Genomic DNA, 19,921 nt, shown 5'->3' with positions numbered 1-19,921 from the left:
GGGGAGTTGGGGGTCGAAAGCGCGTCAGGCGCAGGTCAGGAAATGACTATGCACCAATAACCAGTTTGACCGCGTCGGGACTTTCACGGACGTAGGCGCGGATCACCGCGTCGAAGCTCTCGTCGGCCGTGAGACCGAGGGCCCGCGCGCGCGGCGTGTCGAAGCGCCCGGGCCAGGTTTTGACGATGCGGCGGATGGCGGCGTCGGGCGTGCGGTCGAGCAGGTCGGTGGCGGCGCGGCCGGCCACGCGTTCGAGCGCGGCGGCCATCTCGCCCACGGTGGTGGCCAGCGAGGGCAGGTTGAGCGCGGTGCGCGGGCCCCAGTCGGCGTCGCTCGCTTCGGCGGCGCGCACGATGCCTTCGATGGTCCGGGCCGGCGAGGCGATGGCCACGGGCGTCTCGTCGGGCACCGGGCAGGCCGCGCGCAGTCCTGCGAGCGGCTCGCGGATCATGCCGCTGAAGAAGCCCGAGGCCGCGCCGTTGGGCAGGCCGGGGCGCACGCTCACCGTCATGAGGCGCACGCTGCGCCCCTGCACGAAGCCCTTGCGGGTGTAGTCGGCCACCAGCTGCTCGCCAATGAATTTCTGGATGCCGTAGCTGGTCTGCGGCGTGGGCAGCGTGTGGTCGTCGATGAGCGCGGGCAGCGGCTGTTCGGGCGAATCGCCGAACACGGCGAGCGAGCTGGAGAACACCAGCACCGGGCGCGTGCCGAGCGCGCGCAGCTTCTCGAGCAGGCCGTGCGTGGCGGCGAAGTTGCTGCGCATGCCCAGGTCGAAGTCGGCCTCGCATTCGCCGCTGACGGCCGCTGCCAGGTGGAACACCGCGTCGGCCTCGCGCCAGAAGGTGGCGCCGTCGTCGGCCAGCTGGGCGTTGAGGTCGCCGGTGGCGGCTGCGATGCGCGGGTTGGCCGCGAGGTCGGGCGGCGGTGGTGCGCGGTCGACCAGCGTGATGCGGGCGATGTCGCGGGCGGGGGCGCCAGCGAGCGAGAGCTGGCCCAGGGCCAGGAGGGTGCGCGCCAGGCGCGCGCCGAGAAAGCCGGCGCCGCCGGTGATGACGATGTGCATGGGGTCCTGTCTCCTTGTGTCCTTGTGTCCTTGTGTCGCGAGGATAGCGTCGGTGGTATCGCACAATTTGCGCATGCCCATGCTGCCTCCCGATCTCCTCGCCACCCTGCGTTTGCCTGTGCTGCAGGACGCCGACCTCGACACCCAGGCCTCCTTCTTCAAGCGGCCGGAGGTCCGTGGGCTCTACTTCGAGGTGGTGGAGGGCTCGGCGAAGGACGAGGTGCTGTGGGCCGCCGTCGCGCAGCTCGGCGACGTGCATCCGCACCGGGCCGCGTTGCTGGCGGTGTTCTGCGGCGCGCTGGTCGAGAACGGCGCCGATCCGCAGCTCATGTTCGACGCCGTGCGGCAGCTGGCCGGGCGCCTGCTGGCGTCGCTGGCGCCGTACTGCGCGGCGCAGCCGTACGAACCCGACGAAGACGACGAGGAACCGCAGGACGAGGCAGAACTCGCCGCCTGGCAGGCCGCCGAAGCGGCGCTCGCAGCGCTGTCGCCGCAGGCCCGTTTCGAGGTCGATGCGCTGCAGCGCGCGGTCGACCTGCTGGTGCTGCCGCTCATGACCATGGTGGTGCGCGATGTGCGCAACCACCAGTCGCTGGTGGCGGACGCAGGCCTGCTCGCGCACGTCGAGGCGATGTACGCCAACGACTCGCTGCCCTTCGAGGCCTTGCATTTCCTGCGCGCCGCGGCCCAGCTGTCGTACGAGGACGAACTGGTGGTCCTGCTGCCGGCGTCGCGTGCGGGCATGGTCGTTCGTGCCCAGGGCATCAACAACAACTTCCACGCCTTCTCGCTGCTGCAGGACCTGATGGAAACGCACGCCCAGACGCTGGGCATCCGGCAGCCGCCGCGCACGCGCCGCGACGAGGACAGCGACGCCGCCGCCTTCCTCTGGCTGCAGGCGACGGCCTTCGCCCAGGGCGAGCTGGTGGACCGCATGGCGTGGTCCTGGGGCGAAGGCACGCTGCGCGAGAACGTGCGCCGGCAGGGGCGGCTGGTGCTCGTCGCGCTGGAGACGGACGACAAGCCCGCGCGCGGCTGGACCGGGTTCACCCACGTGCTGCACGCCGAGCAGAATCCGCAGGTGTCGCTGGTGCACTTCCTCACGCCCGACGAGGTCGCCGCGTACCTCGCCTGAAGCGCCATGAAAAAAGCCCTCCGAAGAGGGCTTTCATGCGTCGACGCGGCGGGGCTTACATGCCCACGTAGTTCGGACCGCCGCCGCCTTCGGGCGTGACCCAGACGATGTTCTGCGTCGGGTCCTTGATGTCGCAGGTCTTGCAGTGCACGCAGTTCTGCGCGTTGATCTGCAGGCGCTCCTTGCCGGCGCTGGCTTCGTCGGGCACGAACTCGTACACGCCGGCCGGGCAGTAGCGGCTTTCGGGGCCGGCGAACTTGGCGAGGTTGACGTTGACCGGCACCGACGCGTCCTTCAGCGTCAGGTGGGCGGGCTGCTGCTCTTCATGGTTCGTGTTGCTGATGAACACGCTGGAGAGGCGGTCGAAGGTGAGCTTGCCGTCCGGCTTCGGGTAGACGATGGGCTTGCACTCGGCGGCCGGCTTCAGGTACTGGTGATCGGGCTTGTTGCGGCGCAGGGTCCATGGGATGTGGCCCTTGAGCAGCCACTGCTCGACGCCGTTCATGACCGTGGCGATGCCCAGGCCCTTCTTGAACCAGGCCTTGAAGTTGCGGGCCTTGTTCAGCTCGGTGTAGAGCCAGCTCTTCTCGAACGCGGCCGGGTAGGCCGTGAGTTCGTCGTGCTGGCGGCCGGCCATGACCGCGTCGAACGCGGCTTCGGCGCACAGCATGCCGGTCTTGATGGCGGCGTGGCTGCCCTTGATGCGGCTCACGTTCAGGTAGCCGGCCTCGCAGCCGACCAGCGCGCCGCCCGGGAACACCGTCTTGGGCAGCGACATCAGGCCGCCGGCCGTGATGGCGCGCGCGCCGTAGCCGATGCGCTTGGCGGGCTTGATGCCCTTGGCTTCGTCGCCCTCGAGGTACCAGCGGATGTTGGGGTGCAGCTTCCAGCGCTGCATTTCCTCGAATGGGCTCAGGTACGGGTTGCTGTAGTCCAGGCCCGTGATGAAGCCCATCGTGACCTTGTTGTCCTCCATGTGATAGAGGAACGCGCCGCCGTAGGTGTTGTTGTCCATCGGCCAGCCGGCCGTGTGCAGCACGAAACCGGGCTGGTGGCGCTTGGGATCGATTTCCCAGACTTCCTTGACGCCCAGGCCGTAGGTCTGAGGGTCGCGGCCTTCGTCGAGCTTGAACCTGGCGATCAGCTGGCGGCCCAGGTGGCCGCGCGCGCCTTCGGCGAACACCGTGTACTTGCCCAGCAGCTCCATGCCGAGCTGGAAGTTCTCGGTGGGTTCGCCGTCCTTGCCCACGCCCATGTTGCCGGTGGCCACGCCGCGCACCGAGCCGTTCTCGTTGTAGAGCACTTCGGCGGCCGGGAAGCCGGGGAAGATTTCCACGCCCAGGTTCTCGGCCTGCTGCGCCAGCCACTTGGTGAAGGCACCCAGGCTGATGATGTAGTTGCCGTGGTTCTGGAAGCAGGCCGGCAGGAAGGCGTTGGGCGTGCGCAGGCCCGACTTTTCGCTCAGGAACACCATGGCGTCGTCGGTCACCGGCTGGTTCAGCGGGGCGCCGAGTTCCTCCCAGTCGGGCAGCAGCTCGTTGAGCGCGCGCGGGTCCATGATGGCGCCCGACAGGATGTGCGCGCCGGGCTCGGAACCCTTCTCGAGCACCACGACGGAGATTTCCTTCTCCTGCTGGGCGGCGAGCTGCTTGAGGCGGATCGCGGTCGAGAGGCCGGCGGGGCCGCCGCCGACCACGACCACGTCGTATTCCATGGCTTCGCGAGGGCCGAACTGGGCGAGGATTTCGTCGTGCGTCATGTGGGTTGGGTCGATAATGATTTTTAGAGGCGCGGGGGCGTCCCGGTTCGCCGGGCATTTTATGCGGCGTCCGGCGGTGGCCTTGTCGCCCGCAGGCGAGGCACCCTGCGTCACCTGCGCGACTCCACAGGATTCAGCTCATGGCTTACAGCATCGATCTCTCCGGCCGCGTGGCTTTCGTCACCGGCGCCTCCAGCGGACTGGGCGCCCAGTTCGCGAAAACACTGGCCCGTGCCGGCGCCGCCGTGGTGCTGGCCAGCCGCCGCGTCGAGAAGCTCAAGGAGCTGCGCGCGCGCATCGAAGGCGAGGGCCATGACGCCCATGTGGTCGAGCTCGACGTGACCGACATCGGCAGCATCAAGGCCGCCGTGGCGCGCGCCGAGACCGAGGTGGGACCCATCGACATCCTGGTCAACAACTCGGGCGTGAGCGCCACGCAGCGCCTGCAGGACGTCACGCCCGAGGACTACGACTACATCTTCGACACCAACGTGAAGGGCTCCTTCTTCGTCGCGCAGGAGGTCGGCAAGCGCATGCTGGCGCGCGCCCAGGGCAAGGCGCCGGGCACCTACATCGGCGGACGCATCATCAACATCGCGTCGTCAGCGGCGCTGAAGGTCATGCCGCAGATCGGCACCTACTGCATGAGCAAGGCCACCGTGGTGCAGATGACCAAGGCCATGGCGCTGGAATGGGGCCGTTTCGGCATCAACGTGAACGCGCTGTGCCCGGGCTACATCACGACCGAGCTCAACGAAGAGCACTGGAGCACCGAGGGCGGCGCCAAGCTGGTCAACATGCTGCCGCGCAAGCGCGTGGGCAAGCCCGAAGACCTCGACGGCCTGATCGTGCTGCTGGCCAGCGGCGAGAGCCATTTCGTGAACGGCGCGGTCATCGCCGCCGACGACGGGTTCGCGATCTGAGCCCCCGGGCCTGGATCGGCATCGTCGCCGGCCTGGGCGCGGGCGCGCTCTGGGGCCTGGTGTTCGTGGCGCCGCGCATGGTCGGCCACTTCGGCATGGTCGACATCACGGCGGCGCGCTTCGCGGTGTTCGGTGCGGTGTCGGCGCTGGCGGTGTTCGCGCGGCCCGCGGCCGTGCGCTGGCCCACGGGCCGGCAGGCGCTGGCGGCGCTCGGCCTGAGCGTGCTGGGCTTCAGCGGCTACTACCTGCTGCTGGCCTTCGGCATCGCGGCGGCGGGCACCGAGGTGCCCAGCCTCATCATCGGCACCATTCCTGTCTGGATGATGCTGCTGGGCCGGCCCGCGGGCCTGCACATGCGGGCCTTGCTGCCCGGCCTGCTGCTCACAGGCGCGGGCATCGCATTGATGATCTGGGGCACGTGGTCGGCGCAACACGGTGCGGGCGGTGGTGGCGGCGGCGCGCGCTTCGGCTGGGGCATTGCGCTGGCGCTGTGCTCGATGGTGAGCTGGACGGTCTACGGCCTGCTCAATGCCGCCTGGCTGCAACGGCACCGCGAGGTGCATGCGGCCGACTGGGCCAACTGGCTGGGCATCGCCACCGGCCTGGGCGCCTTGCTGCTGTGGGCGGTGGCGGGCAGCGATGTCGCCACGCTGCAGTCGCAGCCCGACGGCATGCTGTTCATCTGGATCGCGCTGGCGAGCGGCTTCGGCTCGTCGTGGCTCGCGACCATTCTCTGGAACGTCGCGAGCCAGCGCCTCTCGGCCAGCCTGTGCGGCCAGCTCATCGTGAGCGAGACGCTGTTCGCCTTGCTCTATTCCTTCCTCTGGGACGACCGCTGGCCGCAGGCCACCGAATGGGTGGCGGCGGCGCTGTTCGTCCTGGGCATCCTCGCATCCATCAAGGCCCACCGATGAGAATCGAAATCCCCGAAAAGAAGAAGCTCGTGTACGAGATGTCGATCCCCATCCGCTGGGGCGACATGGACGCCATGGGCCACCTGAACAACGGCACCTACTTCCGCTACCTCGAAACGGCGCGCATCGACTGGATCCGCTCGCTCGGCGTCGAGCCCACGCCGGGCGGCGAAGGCATGGTGATCGTCAACGCCTTCTGCAACTTCTACCGCCAGATCGAGTACCCGGGCAACGTGCGCATCAAGATGTACGTGAGCGACCCGGGGCGCACCACCTTCGAGAGCTGGGCCACCATGGTCCGCGAAGACGCGCCCGAGGTGCTCTGCGCGGCCGGCGGCGCCACCACCATCTGGGTCGACTTTCCGAAGCAGAAGGCGCTGGCGCTGCCCGACTGGCTGCGCGAGATCGTCAGCGACTGAAAGCGCGCTGACGCAAAAAGTTCAGGCCGGGCGCAGCACGATGCGCGCCTCGAAGCCGCGCGCCATGCCGGGCGGCGGCGAGGCCAGCGCCAGCGTCGCGTTGTGCTTCTCGACGATGGTGCCCACGATCGACATGCCCAGGCCGTAGCCGGCCCGGTCCGAGCCGTGGCGCACATGGCGCTGGTGCAGCGACTGCAGCTGCTCGGCGCTGACGCCGGGGCCGGCATCGCGCACCACCAGCACGCACGGCGCGGCCACCTCGATCGTCACGCGGCCGTCGCCGCTGTAGCGCAGCGCGTTCTCCACGAGGTTGCGTAGCGCGATCGCCAGCGCATCGACGTCGCCGAAGGCCACGGGCGCCGCGCTGTCGGGCACCTTGAGCTTCAGGCGCTCGTTGATCTGCGGGTCTTGCCAGAACTCCTGTGCCACCGTGCCCGCCAGCTGCACCAGGTCGACCCGCGCCCGCGCGAGCGAGGCGCCCGATTCGGCGCGCGACAGCTGCAGCAGCTTTTCGGCGCGGTGGCTCAGCATCTGCAGCGCCTGCAGCGCGCCTTCGACGTCGGTGCGCTTCAGGTCGTGGTCGAGCGCGGTCTGCAGCCGCAGGCGCGCGGCGGCCAGCGGCGTGCGCAGTTCGTGCGCGGCGTTGGCGGCCAGCGCGCGCTCCACGTCGAGCGACTGCGATAGCCGCTGCAGCAGCCGGTTGACATGGTCGCCCACCGCGCGCAGCTCCTGCGGCAGGCCGGGCAGGGTGATCGGGCGCAAGTCGGCACCGTTGCGTTTCTCGATCTCGGCGGCCAGCTGCTGCAGCACGCGCAGCTCGGTGCGCGCCACCCGGCGCAGCACCAGCGCCAGCAGCGGCAGCACCGCGCCGAGCGGGATGATGAGCCCGAACAGCGTGCGGTTCAGCGCGCGGCGGCGTTCGTCCAGCGGGTCGGCCACCTGGAAGTACAGGCCCAGCGTGGGGTGGCGCACGGTGTAGATGCGCCAGGTCTGGTTGTTGGCGAAGCCGGCGGCCAGCGGCACGTCGAAGGCGTCGTCGGGCGCTTCGGCCGAACGCAGCAGCACATGCTCGTGCACGTCGACCACCTGGTACATCACCGCGTCTTCGGAGAACAGCTGCTTGGGCGCGATCAGCGGCGTGTCCTGCTTGCCGCTTTCATGGCGCAGGCGCAGCTTCTCGAGCTCCTGCACCGCCATGTCGAACATCCGGTGCGACACCTCCACCAGCTCGTTGTCGAAGTTGTGGTTGATCTCGCGGTCCACGTACCAGACCACGGCGAGCACGCACAGCAGCCACACGCCGCCGACCCACAGGATCAGCGTGCGCGTGAGGCGACCGGCCAGCGAATCGCGGCGGTCGCGCAGCAGGGCGCTGGTCATTCCTCGTCGTCCGCCGAGAACGACAGCCGGTAGCCCAGGCCGCGCAGCGTCTGGATGTGGCTGCGCCCGAGCTTGCGCCGCAGCCGGCTGATGAACACCTCGAGCGTGTTGCTGTCGGCCTCGTCGCCGAAGCCGTACAGCGCGTCGGCCAGGTTGTCGCGCGTGTGGATGCGCTCGGGCCGCGTGGCCATCACGCGCAGCAGGGCCCATTCCTTCTGCGTGAGCACGACGGGCACGCCGTCCTTGCGCACGCGGTCGTGGGCCAGGTCGATCTCCAGCGTGCCCAGCTGCAGCACCGGCGAGGTGTTGGCGCTGCGCCGGCGCTCCACGGCGCGCAGCCGCGCCAGCAGCTCGGCCGGGTCGTAGGGTTTGATGAGGTAGTCGTCGGCGCCCGCGTCGAGCCCGCGGATACGGTCGGTGACCTGGTCGCGCGCCGTGAGCACGATGACGATGGGCGGCTCGCGCAGCGCACGCACCTGCGGCAGCAAAGAGAGGCCGTCGCCGTCGCCCAGATGCAGGTCGAGCAGCACCGCCGCGTACTGCACCGAGAGCAGGGCGCCGCGCGCCTCGGCCAGGCTGGGGGCCACGTCGACGACGAACGCCTTGGCGACCAGGTAGCTGCAGACCGCGTCTGCCAACGAACTGTCATCTTCGACCAGCAAGATTCGCACGCGGTGGCCCTTACAAAAACTCGAAGTCTAGCGCCGCCCCTCTGGCGATCGCGTCAGGAATCGTTCAGGTCGCTTCAGACTGGGTTCATCCCGCGTGCGTAGGCTCGCGCCAGTCTGTTCCGAGGCCTGTTTTTCTTCATGACCCGTCGTACCCCGAATCTCCGTCTCGGAGCCCTGACCTTGCTTGCCCTGGCCCTGCTGATGATCTGGGACGCCCTTGGCGGCGACCTGCCGCTGGCCCGCCTGGTCGGCACGCCGATGGGCTTTCCCTGGCGCGAGAACCCCTTCCTGGTGCACGTGATGCACGAGGGCGCGAGAAACCTCAGCTGGCTGCTGGTGATCGGCCTGTTCGCCGCCATCCGCTGGCCCGTGGGCGTGCTGCGGCGCCTGGACACGGGCGCCCGCGTGCAGTTGGCGCTGACGGTGCTGGCCTCGGTGCTGGCCGTGAGCCTGATCAAGCACGCGAGCGACACCAGCTGCCCCTGGGACCTGAAGGAGTTCGGCGGCGTGGCGCGCTATGTGTCGCACTGGGCCTGGGGCCAGGACGACGGCGGGCCGGGCGGCTGCTTCCCGGCCGGCCATGCCTCGGCCGCCTTTGCCTACCTTGGCGGGTATTTCGTGCTGCGGCACGTGGCGCCGCGCGGGGCCGTCGTGTGGCTGTGCGTGGCGCTGGTCGCCGGGCTCGTGCTCGGCGTGGCGCAGCAGATGCGCGGCGCGCACTACATGAGCCACACGCTGTGGACCGCCTGGGTCTGCTGGAGCGTCGGCTTCCTCATCGAGCTGGTGGCGACGCGCCGCCGCACTTCCCCTCCCATCGAGCGCACCGCGCCCCTGCATGCAAGCCCTTGATTTCGCCCTGTTCAGCTGGCTCAACGCCTCGGCCTCCGCGCCGGCGTGGAGCCTGCGCTTCGCGATGTTCGCGTCCGACGTGCTGCCGACGCTGCTGGCGCTGTCCATCGCGGCCGCCGCGGCCGTCGACCGCCGCTGGCGCCACGCCTTCTTCACCGCACTGGTCAGCGTGCTCGTCGTGTGGCTGGTGGTGAACGTGTTCCGCTCGGTGCTGCCGTTCCCGCGGCCCGCGTTCTACGGTCTGGGCATCCAGTGGGTGCCGCAGGGTGTGCGCCCGGGCTTCCCCAGCCTGCATGCGGCCGGCACGTTTGCCGCCGCCTTCTCTCTGTGGTGCCTGCCGTGGCGCACGCCCATGCGGCTGGCGCTGGTGGCGGCGGTGGTGGTGGCCTGGAGCCGGCTGTACCTGGGCCTGCATTTTCCGACCGACGTGACGGCCGCCGCGATCCTGGCGGCGCTGGTCTCGATCGTGGTGGAGCGCGGCATCAGCCGCCCCGCCGGCCGCGCGGTGTCGCGCAGCCCGCGCCTGCGTCTGCTGCGCCGCGCGCGCATCGGCCGAGCCTGAATGCGCTCTGAATGAACTGTTCAGGCTCTCTTCAGGCACGCTGCCTACATTGGCGGCATGTCTGTTTCGCGTCTCGACTCCGCGCTCCTGGCGCGTGCTCCCAGCCGATCTGAATCCCGCCCCGCGCCGCTGTCGGATGCGGGCGCCGCCGGTACTTTCTGGCAACGCATCGACCGCTGGATCTCGCAGCCCCGCTCGACGCGGCAGGTGATCGTCTGGCTCAGCCTGTACCTCGGCCTCACCGCCAACTGGCCGCTGCTGAACGACCTGGCCCGCCTGGGCGGCGCGCCCAGCACCTACATGCCGACCATCGCCGCGCTGGGCATGCTCACCTTCTGCGGCACCGTGGCGATGCTGTCGCTCACGGCCTGGTCGCGCTGGATGAAGCCGCTGTGGCTGCTCGTGGTCGTGATCGCCGCGGTGGCGCAGCACTACATGCTCCAGTACCGCGTGGTGATGGACCCGAGCATGATCGCGAACGCGTTCCAGACCGACCCCAACGAAGCGCGCGACCTGCTGAGCGGGCGCATGGCCTTCAACGTGCTCGTGGTCGTGCTGCCCGCGGCCTGGGCGATCTGGCGCGTGCGCATCGTGCCGATGGGGCTGCTGTCGCACGTCTGGCGCAACGCGCTGCTGCTGGTGCTGGCCGCCGTCGTGGCGGTGGTCACCGCCGTGGCCATGAACCGGCAGCTCGCGCCGCTGATGCGCAACAACGTGCACCTGCGCTACATGATGAACCCGATCGCCAGCCTGTACTCGGCCGGCGCCGTGGTGCTCAAGCCGATGTTCAAGCGCAGCAGCAAGCTGATCCCGATCACTGCAGGCACGGCGCTGGGCGCGAGCTATGCGGCGCAGAAACGGCCGCCGCTGTTCGTGGTGGTGGTGGGCGAGACCGCGCGGTCCGACCACTTCGGCTTGAACGGCTACGCCCGCGATACCACGCCCGAGCTGGCGAAGCGCAACGTGCTGAGCTACCGCGAGGTGCGCTCGTGCGGCACCAACACGCTGGCCTCGGTGCCCTGCATGTTCTCGCCCTTGGGCAAGAGCGGCTACGAGTCGCGCAAGGACGAATACGAAAACCTCATGGACGTGCTGCAGGCCTCGGGCCTGGCCGTGTTCTGGCTCGATAACCAAGCGGGCTGCAAGGGCGTGTGCGCGCGCATCCCGAACGCCTCCGCCTTCGACGGGCTCGATGCGGCCACCAAGAAGGCCCTGTGCGACGGCGAGGAGTGCCTCGACAACGTGATGCTCAAGGGCCTCGATGAACGCATCGCCGCGCTGCCCGCCGAGCGCCGCGCCAAGGGTGTCGTGCTCGTCATGCACCAGATGGGCAGCCACGGCCCGGCCTACTACAAGCGCTCGGCGCCCGAACTGAAGCGCTTCACGCCCGAGTGCAAGACCAACGCGCTGGCCGAGTGCGCGCATGCCGAGCTGATGAACGTCTACGACAACTCGATCGCGCAGACCGACCACTTCCTCGGCCAGACCATCGACTGGCTCCAGACCCAATCGAAGCAGTACGACACGGCGCTGCTGTACATGAGCGACCACGGCGAGTCGCTGGGCGAGTACGGCCTGTTCCTGCACGGCGTGCCCTACAGCTTCGCGCCCGATGCGCAAAAGCACGTGCCCATGGTCACCTGGTTCGGCGACGGCATGAGCGAGCGCCGCAAGCTCTCGCGCTCGTGCATGGAGGCGGGCCTGGATGCGCCGCTCACGCATGACAACCTGTATCACACGGTGCTGGGCCTCATGGACGTGACCACGCCCACCTACAAGCCCGCGCTCGATGCGCTGGCCTCGTGCCGCGGCAAGGCCTGAGCCCGCCCGCAGCTTCGGCTTCTTACTTCTTTTCGCGCGGCAACCGGCCCATCAGGAAGAACTCCGGGTTCGGCTGCATGCCGCTGAAGCTGGCCAGGCGGTTGCTCAGGCCGAAGAAGGCGGTGATGGCCGCGATGTCCCAGATGTCCTCGTCGTCGAAGCCGTGCGCGTGCAGCGGCCCGAAGTCGCGGTCGTCGATCTCGTGCGAGCGTTCGCAGACCTTCATCGCAAAGTCGAGCATCGCACGCTGGCGCTGCGTGATGTCGGCCTTGCGGTAGTTCACCGCCACCTGGTCGGCCACCAGCGGTTTCTTCTCGTAGATGCGCAGCAGCGCGCCGTGTGCCACCACGCAGTACAGGCATTGATTGACCGCGCTGGTGGCGGTGACGATCATCTCGCGGTCGCCCTTGGTGAGCGAGCCTTCTTCCTTCAGCATCAGCGCGTCGTGGTACGCGAAGAAGGCACGCCACTCGGCAGGGCGGCGCGCAAGGCCGAGGAACACGTTGGGCACGAAACCGGCCTTTTCCTGCACGGCAAGGATCGCGGTGCGGATGTCGTCGGGCAGGTCTTTCAGTTCGGCGAGGGGGTAGCGAGGGGCGTTCATCTGCTTGTCTCCTGGGGATCGGTCCCGGGATCATAGGCAACGGCGTCCGGGCTTGCAGCCAGCACCGCCAGGTCGCTCTCGTCCTTGAGCTCCACCCCGCTCAACCCCCGGCGCAGCGACTCGCGCACCAGCCACGCAAGCTTGAAGGCGGCCTGCGCGTACGACAGCCCCTCGGGCCGCACGTTCGAGATGCAGTTGCGTTCAGCGTCGTGCCGGCCGCGGCGTGGCGAATGGGTCAGGTAGATGCCTAGGCTGTCGGGAGAGCTCAGGCCCGGGCGCTCGCCGATCAGCATGACCGACAGCGCTGCGCCAACCGCTTCGCCCAGCTCGTCGGCCAGCGCCACGCGCGCCTGCGTGGCGATGAACACGGGTGACAGGCGCGTGCCGGGCGGCAGCTGCGGGCGCAGTGCCGCGAGCAGCGGCACTGCGTGGCGGGCGACGGCGAGCGAGGAGAGGCCGTCGCCGATCACAAGGCAGACGTCGCAGCCGCCTGCAGGTCGGCCGTCGCGCAGGCGCGCGGCGTCTTCGGCATCGAGCTGGCGGCCCAGGTCGGGGCGGCGCAGGTAGGTGGTGCGGTCGGGCGCGCGGCTGCGCACGCGATTCACGTCCCACTGGTCCGCGCGCAGTGCGGCATCGAGCGCGTCGACATCCAGTGCGGCATGGATCGCGTCGCGCGCCATCGCGTGGGCCCAGCCGAAGCGCAGCGTTTCGTCGGTGGGCATGCCGGCACCGGCACGGCCGAGTGCGAGCCGCGCGGGCGTGGCGGCGCGCCATTGCGCCCAGGGGTTGGGGGTGACCGGCGAATCGCTCATGGCGCCAGCGCGGAGAGCCCGCCCATGTCGCTGAGCAGCCGGTTGGCCGAGGGCGGTGCGAGCCGGCCGGTGGTGTCGGTGATCTGCATGCGCTGCAGCCAGGCCTCGAACTCGGGCGCGCGCTTCAGGCCCAGCGTCTCGCGCAGGAAGAGGGCGTCGTGGAACGAGGTGCTCTGGTAGTTGAGCATCACGTCGTCGGCGCCCGGGATGCCCATGATGAAGTTGATGCCCGCCGTGCCCAGCAGCACGAGCAGCGTGTCCATGTCGTCCTGGTCGGCTTCGGCGTGGTTGGTGTAGCAGATGTCGCAGCCGATCGGCAGGCCCATCAGCTTGCCGCTGAAGTGGTCTTCGAGGCCGGCGCGGATGATCTGCTTGCCGTCGTACAGGTACTCGGGGCCGATGAAACCGACCACGGTGTTGATGAGCAGCGGCTGGTAGCGCCGCGCCAGCGCATAGGCGCGCACCTCGCAGGTCTGCTGGTCGACGCCGAAGTGGGCGTTGGCCGAAAGCGCGCTGCCCTGGCCGGTCTCGAAGTACATGAGGTTGTTGCCGACGGTGCCGCGCGAAAGCGACTGCGCTGCGGCATGGGCCTCGTCGAGCAGCGCGGGCGTCACGCCGAACGAGAGGTTCGCTTTCTCGGTGCCCGCGATTGACTGGAACACGAGGTCGACCGGCGCGCCGGCCTCGGCGAGCTTCAGCGTGTTGGTCACGTGCGTGAGCACGCAGCTTTGCGTGGGGATCTCGAAACGCTGGATCACCTCGTCCAGCATGTGCAGCAGGCGCCCGAGCACCGGCAGGCTGTCGGACACGGGGTTGATGCCGATCACCGCGTCGCCCGCGCCGTAGAGCAGGCCGTCGAGCGTGGAGGCGGCCACGCCGCGCAGGTCGTCGGTGGGGTGGTTGGGCTGCAGGCGCACGGCCAGGTGGCCGGGCAGGCCGATGGTGTCGCGAAAGCGCGTGACGACGTGGCACTTCTTCGCGACCGCGATCAGGTCCTGGTTGCGCATGAGCTTGGACACGGCCGCCACCATCTCGGGCGTGAGGCCCGGTGCCAGCGCGGCGAGTGCGGCGGTGGTGGCCTGTTCCGACAGCAGCCAGTTGCGGAAGTCGCCGACAGTGAGGTGCGCGACCGGCGCGAAGGCCTGCGCATCGTGCGTGTCGATGATGAGCCGCGTGATGTTGTCCTGCTCGTAGGGAATCAGCGCCTCGGTGAGGAACTGCTTGAGCGGCGTGTCGGCCAGCACATGGCGCGCCGCCATGCGCTGCTGCGCGGTGGCTGCACCGAGGCCCGCGAGGTAGTCGCCCGAGCGCGCGGGGCTGGCGCAGGCGAGCACCTGCCGAAGATCGTCGAAGGCGAAGCCCTGGCGGGCAATGGTGGTGCGGTAACGCATCTTTGTTTGTCAGGGCGTGGAAGACAGCATCGCGTCCGGCGCGGCGGCATCGCGCTGCGCCGAGGTGAGCAGGAAGTAGCCGTAGGCGGCCGCCATCAGCACGAGGAACAGCACCGTGAGCATCGGGTTGAACCAGATCATCGCGCCCAGGCACACCAGACCGAGCCCGAGCGCGACGGCCGGGAACACGGGGTAGAAGGGCGCGCGGTAGGTGCGCAGCAGGTCGGGCTCGGTGCGCCGCAGCTTGAACAGGGCGGCCATCGAGATCAGGTACATCACGATCGCGCCCAACACGGCCATGGTGACAATGTTGGCCGTGAGCGTCTGTCCGCCGAACTGCACCCACTCGTCGCTGAAGATGGCGGCGATGCCGATCACGCCACCGGCCAGCAGCGCGCGGTGCGGCGTGTCGAAGCGCGGACTCAGGCCGGCGAAGTAGGCGGGCAGGTAGCCGGCGCGCGCGAGCGCGAAGATCTGGCGCGAGTAGCCCATGAGGATGCCGTGGAACGAGGCGACCAGGCCGAACAGGCCGATCCACACCAGCATGTGCAGCCAGCCGCTGTTGGCGCCCACCACCGCCTTCATGGCCTGCGGCAGCGGGTCGTTGATGTTCGCGAGCTGGCGCCAGTCGCCCACGCCGCCCGCGAAGATCATCACGCCGAAGGCCAGCAGCACCAGCGTGACGATGCCGGTGATGTAGGCCAGCGGAATGGTGCGGTGCGGATCGCGCGCCTCTTCGGCCGCCATGGCCGCGCCTTCGATCGCCAGGAAGAACCAGATCGCGAACGGAATCGACGCGAAGATGCCCGACACCGCCGCGCCGTTCAGCACGTTGCCGCCGGCCCATCCGTGGGCCACGAAGTTCGCCATCGACCAGCCCGGCGCGACCACGCCCATGAACACCAGCAGCTCGAAGATCGCGAGCACCGTGACGAACAGCTCGAACGCCGCCGCGATGCCGATGCCGATCCAGTTGAGTCCGATGAAGACCACGTAGGCCCCCACCGCGAACCACTTCGGATTGATGCCCGGGAACTGCACGTTGAGGTAGGCGCCGATGGCCAGCGCGATGGCTGGCGGCGCGAAGACGAACTCGATCAGCGTCGCGAAGCCCGCCACGAAACCGCCGCGCGGCCCGAAGGCCCGCCGCGCATAGGCGAAGGGGCCGCCCGCGTGCGGGATGGCGGTCGACAGCTCGGTGAAGCTGAAGATGAAGGTCGTATACATCGTCGCCACCAGCACGGTGGCGACCAGGAAGCCGAGCGTGCCGGCCGTGTTCCAGCCGTAGCTCCAACCAAAGTATTCACCCGAGATGACGAGGCCGACCGCGATGCCCCACAACTGGACGGGACCGAGGACTTTCTTGAGATGACCGGTGCCGGCGACGGGGGCCGGCGGAGCGTCGTTGGAGCGCATGGGGGCTTCCTCTCTGGGCGGATGGTGACAGTGCACCCCTCCCAAAGCAAGGGCCGTTCCATCGGATACATCGCGGCGTACAGGCGGCTTCACGGGGGCTGTCCATAATCGGCAGCTTTTCAACCACCGAGGTGTTTCGTGAAGTCATTTGTCTGTGCCGCGCTCGTGTCCGTCCTTGCCATTCCCGCCGCCTTTGCGCAGTCCGCGGCGGTCACCACGCCCAGCGGCCTGATCTACCAGTCGCTCAAGGAAGGCACCGGCGCATCGCCCGCCGCCACCGACGTGGTCAAGGTGCACTACCGCGGCACCTTCCCCGACAGCGGCAAGGAGTTCGACAGCTCGTACAAGCGCGGCGAACCCACCGAGTTCCCGCTCAACGGCGTGATCCCGTGCTGGACCGAAGGCGTGCAGAAGATGAAGCCGGGCGGCAAGGCCAAGCTGACCTGCCCGGCGTCGATTGCTTACGGTGCGCGCGGTGCGGGCAACGGCTTGATTCCGCCGAATGCGACGCTGAATTTCGAAGTCGAGCTGGTGTCGGTCACGAAGCGCTGAGGCTTCGTGAAATTCAACCTGGCTGGTACTGATACAGCCAGGTCTCCGTCAACGTCTGATCCCCGTTCTTCAGATACAGCCGCATGTCGACCGGCTCCGTGCCCTCGGGCGTGAAGTCGAACTGCGCGCGCCAGTGGCCCGGCACGCCATTCGGCACGGCTTCGGCGAAGACGTAAGAGAACTTGCCGCGCGGCGCGGTGAGCACCAGTTCGGGCTTGACGCCGAAGGGCACCGTGGTGAGCGGCTGCCCGATGAACTCCACCATGAATTTGCGCACGCCCTGCGGGCGCGGCTGGCCCGGTTGGCCGCCGCGGCCGATGCGGGTGGCGACGCAGCGCGCGAGCGGTGATGGAAAGGGCTCCTGGTCGGTCCAGTGCAGCCGGTATTGCAGGCTGTAGCTCGCGCCGGCTTTTGCATCGGCCTTGGGCACCCAGAAGGCGACGGTGTTGTCGTGAATCTCGTCGTCCGTCGGGATCTCGATGAGCTGCACCGAGCCTTCGCCCCAGTCGCCCAGCGGTTCGATCCACAGGCTCGGGCGCTTCTCGTAGTTGACGCCGTCCTGGTAGTGATCGAAGTTGCGGTCGCGCTGCAGCAGGCCGAAGCCGCGCGGCCGGGTGTCGGCGAACGCGGAGGCGCGGGTCTGCGTGGGGTTGTTGAGTGGGCGCCAGATGCGTTCGCCCGCGCCGTTCCAGATCGCGAGGCCGTCGGAGTCGTGCACCTCGGGGCGCCAGTCGATGGCGGTGGGCTTGATGGTTTCCGAGTACCAGTACATCGACGTGAGCGGCACCAGGCCCAGCCGCGACACGTCGCGGCGCAGGAACACGCGCGCGTCGATGTCCATGATGACGGCCTTGCCGCGCTGCATGACGAACTTGAACACGCCCGTGACGCTCGGCCCCTCGAGCAGCGCGTAGACGGTCATCGAGGTGGTGTTGCCCGCGGCGGGTGTCTCGAAATAGAAGCGCGTGAAGTTCGGAAACTCCTCAGGCTTGTCGGGCACCGCCACGTCGAGCGCGATGCCGCGCGCCGACAGGCCGTATTGGTAGAGCTCGCCGATGGCGCGGAAGTACGAGGCGCCGAGAAATGCAACCCAGTCGTTCTTCTGCCAGTCGAGCTTGCCCTGGTCGCCCAGGCGGCTTTCCTGCAGGCGAAAGCCCGCGAAGCCGGCGCCCTCGGGCAGCGCGCGCGCGGGGCTGTCAGGGGGCATCGAGAAGTACGTGGGGCTGTAGAGCACCTCGCGCGCAAAGCTGTCGCCGCCGGCGGTCTCCAGCACGTGCATGCGCACCGGGGTCTGGAAGAAGCGGCCGAGGTGGAAGAAGGTGACGGGAAACGCGCCGGGCCCGTCGCGGAAGAGGGCGTTGGCGGGGTCGAAACGGATCTTGCCGTGCGCGTCGTAGTCGATGCGCTCCAGCACCTGCGGCGCCAGCGGCGCGGCGGCGGTGTAGGGGCGGGTCGCGAGGCGCTTGGCCTGTGCGACGAGCGCATCGAAGGAGAAGGGCGCCGGCTGGCTCAGTTGCAGGCCGTTGGCGGCCAGCGCCTCTTCGGGCAGTCCCAGGGCAGCGAGTGCGGCGGCGGCACTGCCGGCGGCGAGGAAGGATCGGCGATCAAGCATGGGTTCTTGAGGGGCGGCGAAAGCCTTTGGAGGAGAAGGGAAAAGAGAAGCGTCGGGGAGACGGGGGAAAAACAACGCCAAGCATGCCCCGGACCACAGGGTACGGCGCGTCAGCCATTCCGCGCAAACGGGGCCGGACAAGGCCCCGCGCTGTCTTGCGGCAGCGGGTGCCGATCGGGCCTTTTTCGGGGCGTCGGCGGGTATTCTCGCGCCATCGAAAGTGCCTGGAGACCACGGACATGTACACGGAACAAGGCGGCGAAGGCCCGGACCTGCTGGTGCTGCTGCACGGCATGGGCGCGACAGGCGCGGTGTGGTCGCCGCTGTGCGCGCAGGCCGGTGCGCGATGGAGTGGCCGCTGGCTTGCGCTCGACCTGCCCGGGCACGGCGCATCGGACCGACAGGCCTCCTACGCCATCGGCCAGCACGCCGCCACCGTGGCGCGTGCGGTGCTGCCGCATCTGCAGCCTGAAGGTCGGCTCGTGGTGCTCGGCCATTCGCTGGGCGGGGTGATCGGCCTGGCTCTCGCGACGGGATGGTTCGGCGTCGCGCCGCACGCGGTGTTCGCGGCGGGCATCAAGGTCGCATGGAGCGATGAAGAGGTCCGCCGCATGGAGATGCTGGCGACGCAGCCCGCCAAGCGTTTCGCGACGGAAGAAGAGGCGTGGGACCGCTACCTGAAGGTCTCCGGCCTGGCCGCGATCGCCGACGCGGCGGCGCCTGTCGTGGCGCGCGGCGTGACGCAAGAGGACGAGGGTTGGCGCCTCGCGATGGACCCGCGCGCCAATGCCGTGGGCAAGCCGCCGCTGTCCGAACTGGTCGGGCTGGCGCGCTGTCCGATTCACCTGGGCCAGGGCCGCCACGACGCGCTGGTGACGATCGAACAGACCCGTTCCCTCGACCCTGACGCCCGCGACCTGGGCCCGCACGGCCACAACGTGATGGTCGAGGCGCCCGGCGCGGTGTGGGACTGGATGGCTTCGCTCAGCTGAGCCGGTCGTCGGCGCGGCGGATCGGCACCGTCACCCGCACTTCGGCCGCGCGCGCCCGCAACTGGCCGCAGCCGCCGTCGACGTCCTGGCCGGCCGAATAGCGCAGCTTCGTGAGGATGCCGCGCTCGTGCAGCGTGCGGGCCATCTGCTCGCAGCGCTCGCGCGACGGGCGGCCGAAAGCCACGCCGTCCACCGTGTTGAACGGGATCATGTTCAGCACGCCGTACTTGCCCGACAGCAGCCGCACGATGCCCTCGACCTCCTCGGGCCCGTCGTTCACGCCTTCGAGCAACGTCCACTGGTACTGGATCGGGTAGCCGGTCGCGCGGGCGTAGCGCTCGCCTGCGTCGATGAGGGCTTCAGGCGTCAGGTTCGGCGCGCGCGGCAGGAGCTTCTTGCGCAGCTCGGCATTGGTCGTGTGCAGCGAGAGCGCCAGCGCGGGCCGCACGCGCGCCTGCAGCAGCCGCTCGAACACGCGCGGATCGCCGACGGTGGAGAACACCAGATTCTTGTGGCCGATGTTGCCCACGGTGCCGAGCAACTCGATGGCCTCGATCACGTTGTCGAGGTTGTGCGCCGGTTCGCCCATGCCCATGAACACCACCTTGCGCACCGGCCGGCGCAGGCGCGCGAGGGCGACCTGCGCAATGATCTCGGCGCTTTCGACCTGGCGCAGCAGGCCGTCGCGGCCCGTCATGCAGAACTGGCACCCGACGGCGCAGCCGACCTGCGACGACACGCACAGGCCGTCGCGCGGCAGCAGCACGCTCTCGACGGTCTGGCCATCGGCCAGCGCGACGAGCAGCCGCTCGGAGCCGTCGGCACCGGGATGAACCGCGTGGATGCGCGCCAGGCCCGCAAGCTCGGCCTCGATGGCCGGCAAGGCCTCCATCAGCGACGACGGGAAGAAGGTGGCCGGCAGGCGCCTGCCGCTGTTGCGCGGCAGCGCATGCGACCACAGTCGCAGGATGCGCTGCTCGTGGCTGGGGCCGGCCCCGGCCTCGCGGAGTCGTCGTTTCAGTTCGTGGATTCGCATGCGCGGCGTG

At 69.2% G+C, this 19,921-nt stretch carries 19 protein-coding genes; 9 read left to right on the top strand and 10 right to left on the bottom strand.

Features of this window, described 5'->3' with window-relative positions:
* Nucleotides 1-46 precede the first annotated feature (46 nt).
* Entirely contained in the window at nt 47-1,063 is a 1,017-nt protein-coding gene (denD, locus tag ACAM52_RS15045) for a D-erythronate dehydrogenase (protein WP_070059377.1), read from the bottom strand.
* Nucleotides 1,064-1,136: 73 nt separating this feature from the next.
* Between denD and ACAM52_RS15040 the strand changes: the two genes are divergently transcribed.
* Nucleotides 1,137-2,198 carry a hypothetical protein gene (locus tag ACAM52_RS15040; RefSeq protein WP_369647499.1) on the top strand — a complete coding sequence of 354 codons (1,062 nt, stop codon included), beginning with the start codon at nt 1,137-1,139 and terminating at the stop codon, nt 2,196-2,198.
* Between the two features lie 55 nt (nt 2,199-2,253).
* Here the strand turns inward: ACAM52_RS15040 and ACAM52_RS15035 are convergent, their stop codons facing one another.
* The gene (locus ACAM52_RS15035) at nt 2,254-3,957 is read right to left on the bottom strand and encodes an electron transfer flavoprotein-ubiquinone oxidoreductase (RefSeq protein ID WP_095947441.1); all 1,704 of its coding nucleotides are present in this window, start codon (nt 3,955-3,957) and stop codon (nt 2,254-2,256) included.
* 140 nt (nt 3,958-4,097) lie between these two features.
* On the opposite strand from ACAM52_RS15035, the gene ACAM52_RS15030 reads away from it, so the two are divergent.
* From ACAM52_RS15030 to ACAM52_RS15020, 3 genes are read left to right on the top strand one after another with little or no spacing between them, the layout of a single operon-like run.
* Nucleotides 4,098-4,880 (top strand): SDR family oxidoreductase, encoded by a 783-nt coding sequence (locus tag ACAM52_RS15030; protein WP_369647498.1) that lies wholly within the window; start codon nt 4,098-4,100, stop codon nt 4,878-4,880.
* 59 nt (nt 4,881-4,939) lie between these two features.
* Nucleotides 4,940-5,794: a DMT family transporter gene (locus ACAM52_RS15025; RefSeq protein ID WP_369647497.1), complete on the top strand. Its 855-nt coding sequence runs from the start codon at nt 4,940-4,942 to the stop codon at nt 5,792-5,794.
* Complete coding sequence (locus ACAM52_RS15020; protein ID WP_062474433.1) at nt 5,791-6,213, top strand: thioesterase family protein; 423 nt, start codon at nt 5,791-5,793, stop codon at nt 6,211-6,213. The genes ACAM52_RS15025 and ACAM52_RS15020 overlap by 4 nt, the downstream gene beginning before the upstream one ends.
* Nucleotides 6,214-6,234: 21 nt before the next feature.
* On the opposite strand, the gene ACAM52_RS15015 is transcribed toward ACAM52_RS15020, so the two are convergent.
* Together ACAM52_RS15015 and ACAM52_RS15010 are read right to left on the bottom strand one after the other, a co-directional pair.
* Entirely contained in the window at nt 6,235-7,593 is a 1,359-nt protein-coding gene (locus ACAM52_RS15015; RefSeq protein WP_369647496.1) for a sensor histidine kinase, read from the bottom strand.
* On the bottom strand, nt 7,590-8,264 hold the full coding sequence (locus tag ACAM52_RS15010; RefSeq protein ID WP_062474437.1) for a response regulator transcription factor: 675 nt from the start codon (nt 8,262-8,264) through the stop codon (nt 7,590-7,592). The genes ACAM52_RS15015 and ACAM52_RS15010 overlap by 4 nt, the downstream gene beginning before the upstream one ends.
* 138 nt (nt 8,265-8,402) lie before the next feature.
* Between ACAM52_RS15010 and ACAM52_RS15005 the strand changes: the two genes are divergently transcribed.
* The 3 genes from ACAM52_RS15005 to ACAM52_RS14995 are packed head-to-tail and all read left to right on the top strand — an operon-like array spanning nt 8,403 to nt 11,496.
* Nucleotides 8,403-9,113, top strand: a complete 711-nt coding sequence (locus tag ACAM52_RS15005) for a phosphatase PAP2 family protein (RefSeq protein WP_369647495.1) — start codon at nt 8,403-8,405, stop codon at nt 9,111-9,113.
* On the top strand, nt 9,100-9,675 hold the full coding sequence (locus ACAM52_RS15000) for a phosphatase PAP2 family protein (protein WP_369647494.1): 576 nt from the start codon (nt 9,100-9,102) through the stop codon (nt 9,673-9,675). The genes ACAM52_RS15005 and ACAM52_RS15000 overlap by 14 nt, the downstream gene beginning before the upstream one ends.
* 57 nt (nt 9,676-9,732) lie before the next feature.
* Nucleotides 9,733-11,496, top strand: coding sequence for a phosphoethanolamine transferase (locus tag ACAM52_RS14995; protein ID WP_369647493.1), 1,764 nt, complete (start codon nt 9,733-9,735; stop codon nt 11,494-11,496).
* Nucleotides 11,497-11,518: 22 nt separating this feature from the next.
* Here ACAM52_RS14995 and ACAM52_RS14990 read toward each other — a convergent pair whose 3' ends face one another.
* Genes ACAM52_RS14990 through eat form a run of 4 tightly spaced genes read right to left on the bottom strand, consistent with a single transcriptional unit; the run spans nt 11,519 to nt 15,719 of the window.
* Nucleotides 11,519-12,100 (bottom strand): peroxidase-related enzyme, encoded by a 582-nt coding sequence (locus tag ACAM52_RS14990; protein ID WP_062474448.1) that lies wholly within the window; start codon nt 12,098-12,100, stop codon nt 11,519-11,521.
* Complete coding sequence (gene eutC / locus ACAM52_RS14985) at nt 12,097-12,912, bottom strand: ethanolamine ammonia-lyase subunit EutC (protein WP_369647492.1); 816 nt, start codon at nt 12,910-12,912, stop codon at nt 12,097-12,099. The genes ACAM52_RS14990 and eutC overlap by 4 nt, the downstream gene beginning before the upstream one ends.
* Nucleotides 12,909-14,303 carry an ethanolamine ammonia-lyase subunit EutB gene (locus ACAM52_RS14980; RefSeq protein WP_369647491.1) on the bottom strand — a complete coding sequence of 465 codons (1,395 nt, stop codon included), beginning with the start codon at nt 14,301-14,303 and terminating at the stop codon, nt 12,909-12,911. Before ACAM52_RS14980 ends, eutC begins: the two co-directional genes overlap by 4 nt.
* A 9-nt stretch (nt 14,304-14,312) precedes the next feature.
* Nucleotides 14,313-15,719 (bottom strand): ethanolamine permease, encoded by a 1,407-nt coding sequence (gene eat / locus ACAM52_RS14975; protein WP_369647490.1) that lies wholly within the window; start codon nt 15,717-15,719, stop codon nt 14,313-14,315.
* 138 nt (nt 15,720-15,857) lie between these two features.
* On the opposite strand from eat, the gene ACAM52_RS14970 reads away from it, so the two are divergent.
* Entirely contained in the window at nt 15,858-16,271 is a 414-nt protein-coding gene (locus tag ACAM52_RS14970; protein ID WP_307694011.1) for an FKBP-type peptidyl-prolyl cis-trans isomerase, read from the top strand.
* 13 nt (nt 16,272-16,284) lie between these two features.
* On the opposite strand, the gene ACAM52_RS14965 is transcribed toward ACAM52_RS14970, so the two are convergent.
* Nucleotides 16,285-17,883: a glucan biosynthesis protein gene (locus tag ACAM52_RS14965; protein ID WP_369647489.1), complete on the bottom strand. Its 1,599-nt coding sequence runs from the start codon at nt 17,881-17,883 to the stop codon at nt 16,285-16,287.
* A 239-nt stretch (nt 17,884-18,122) separates the two neighbouring features.
* Here ACAM52_RS14965 and ACAM52_RS14960 point away from each other — a divergent pair, with 239 nt between their 5' ends.
* Nucleotides 18,123-18,875, top strand: coding sequence for an alpha/beta fold hydrolase (locus tag ACAM52_RS14960; protein ID WP_369647488.1), 753 nt, complete (start codon nt 18,123-18,125; stop codon nt 18,873-18,875).
* Here the strand turns inward: ACAM52_RS14960 and ACAM52_RS14955 are convergent.
* Complete coding sequence (locus tag ACAM52_RS14955) at nt 18,868-19,911, bottom strand: RNA methyltransferase (protein WP_354346509.1); 1,044 nt, start codon at nt 19,909-19,911, stop codon at nt 18,868-18,870. The genes ACAM52_RS14960 and ACAM52_RS14955 overlap by 8 nt on opposite strands.
* Nucleotides 19,912-19,921 lie beyond the last annotated feature (10 nt).

The sequence above is a fragment of the Variovorax sp. V118 genome (genome assembly GCF_041154445.1).
In the GTDB taxonomy this organism is placed as follows: Bacteria; Pseudomonadota; Gammaproteobacteria; order Burkholderiales; family Burkholderiaceae_C; genus Variovorax; species Variovorax boronicumulans.
Note: the sequence above shows the minus strand (reverse complement) of the source record. Positions and strands in the feature narration are given on the sequence as shown.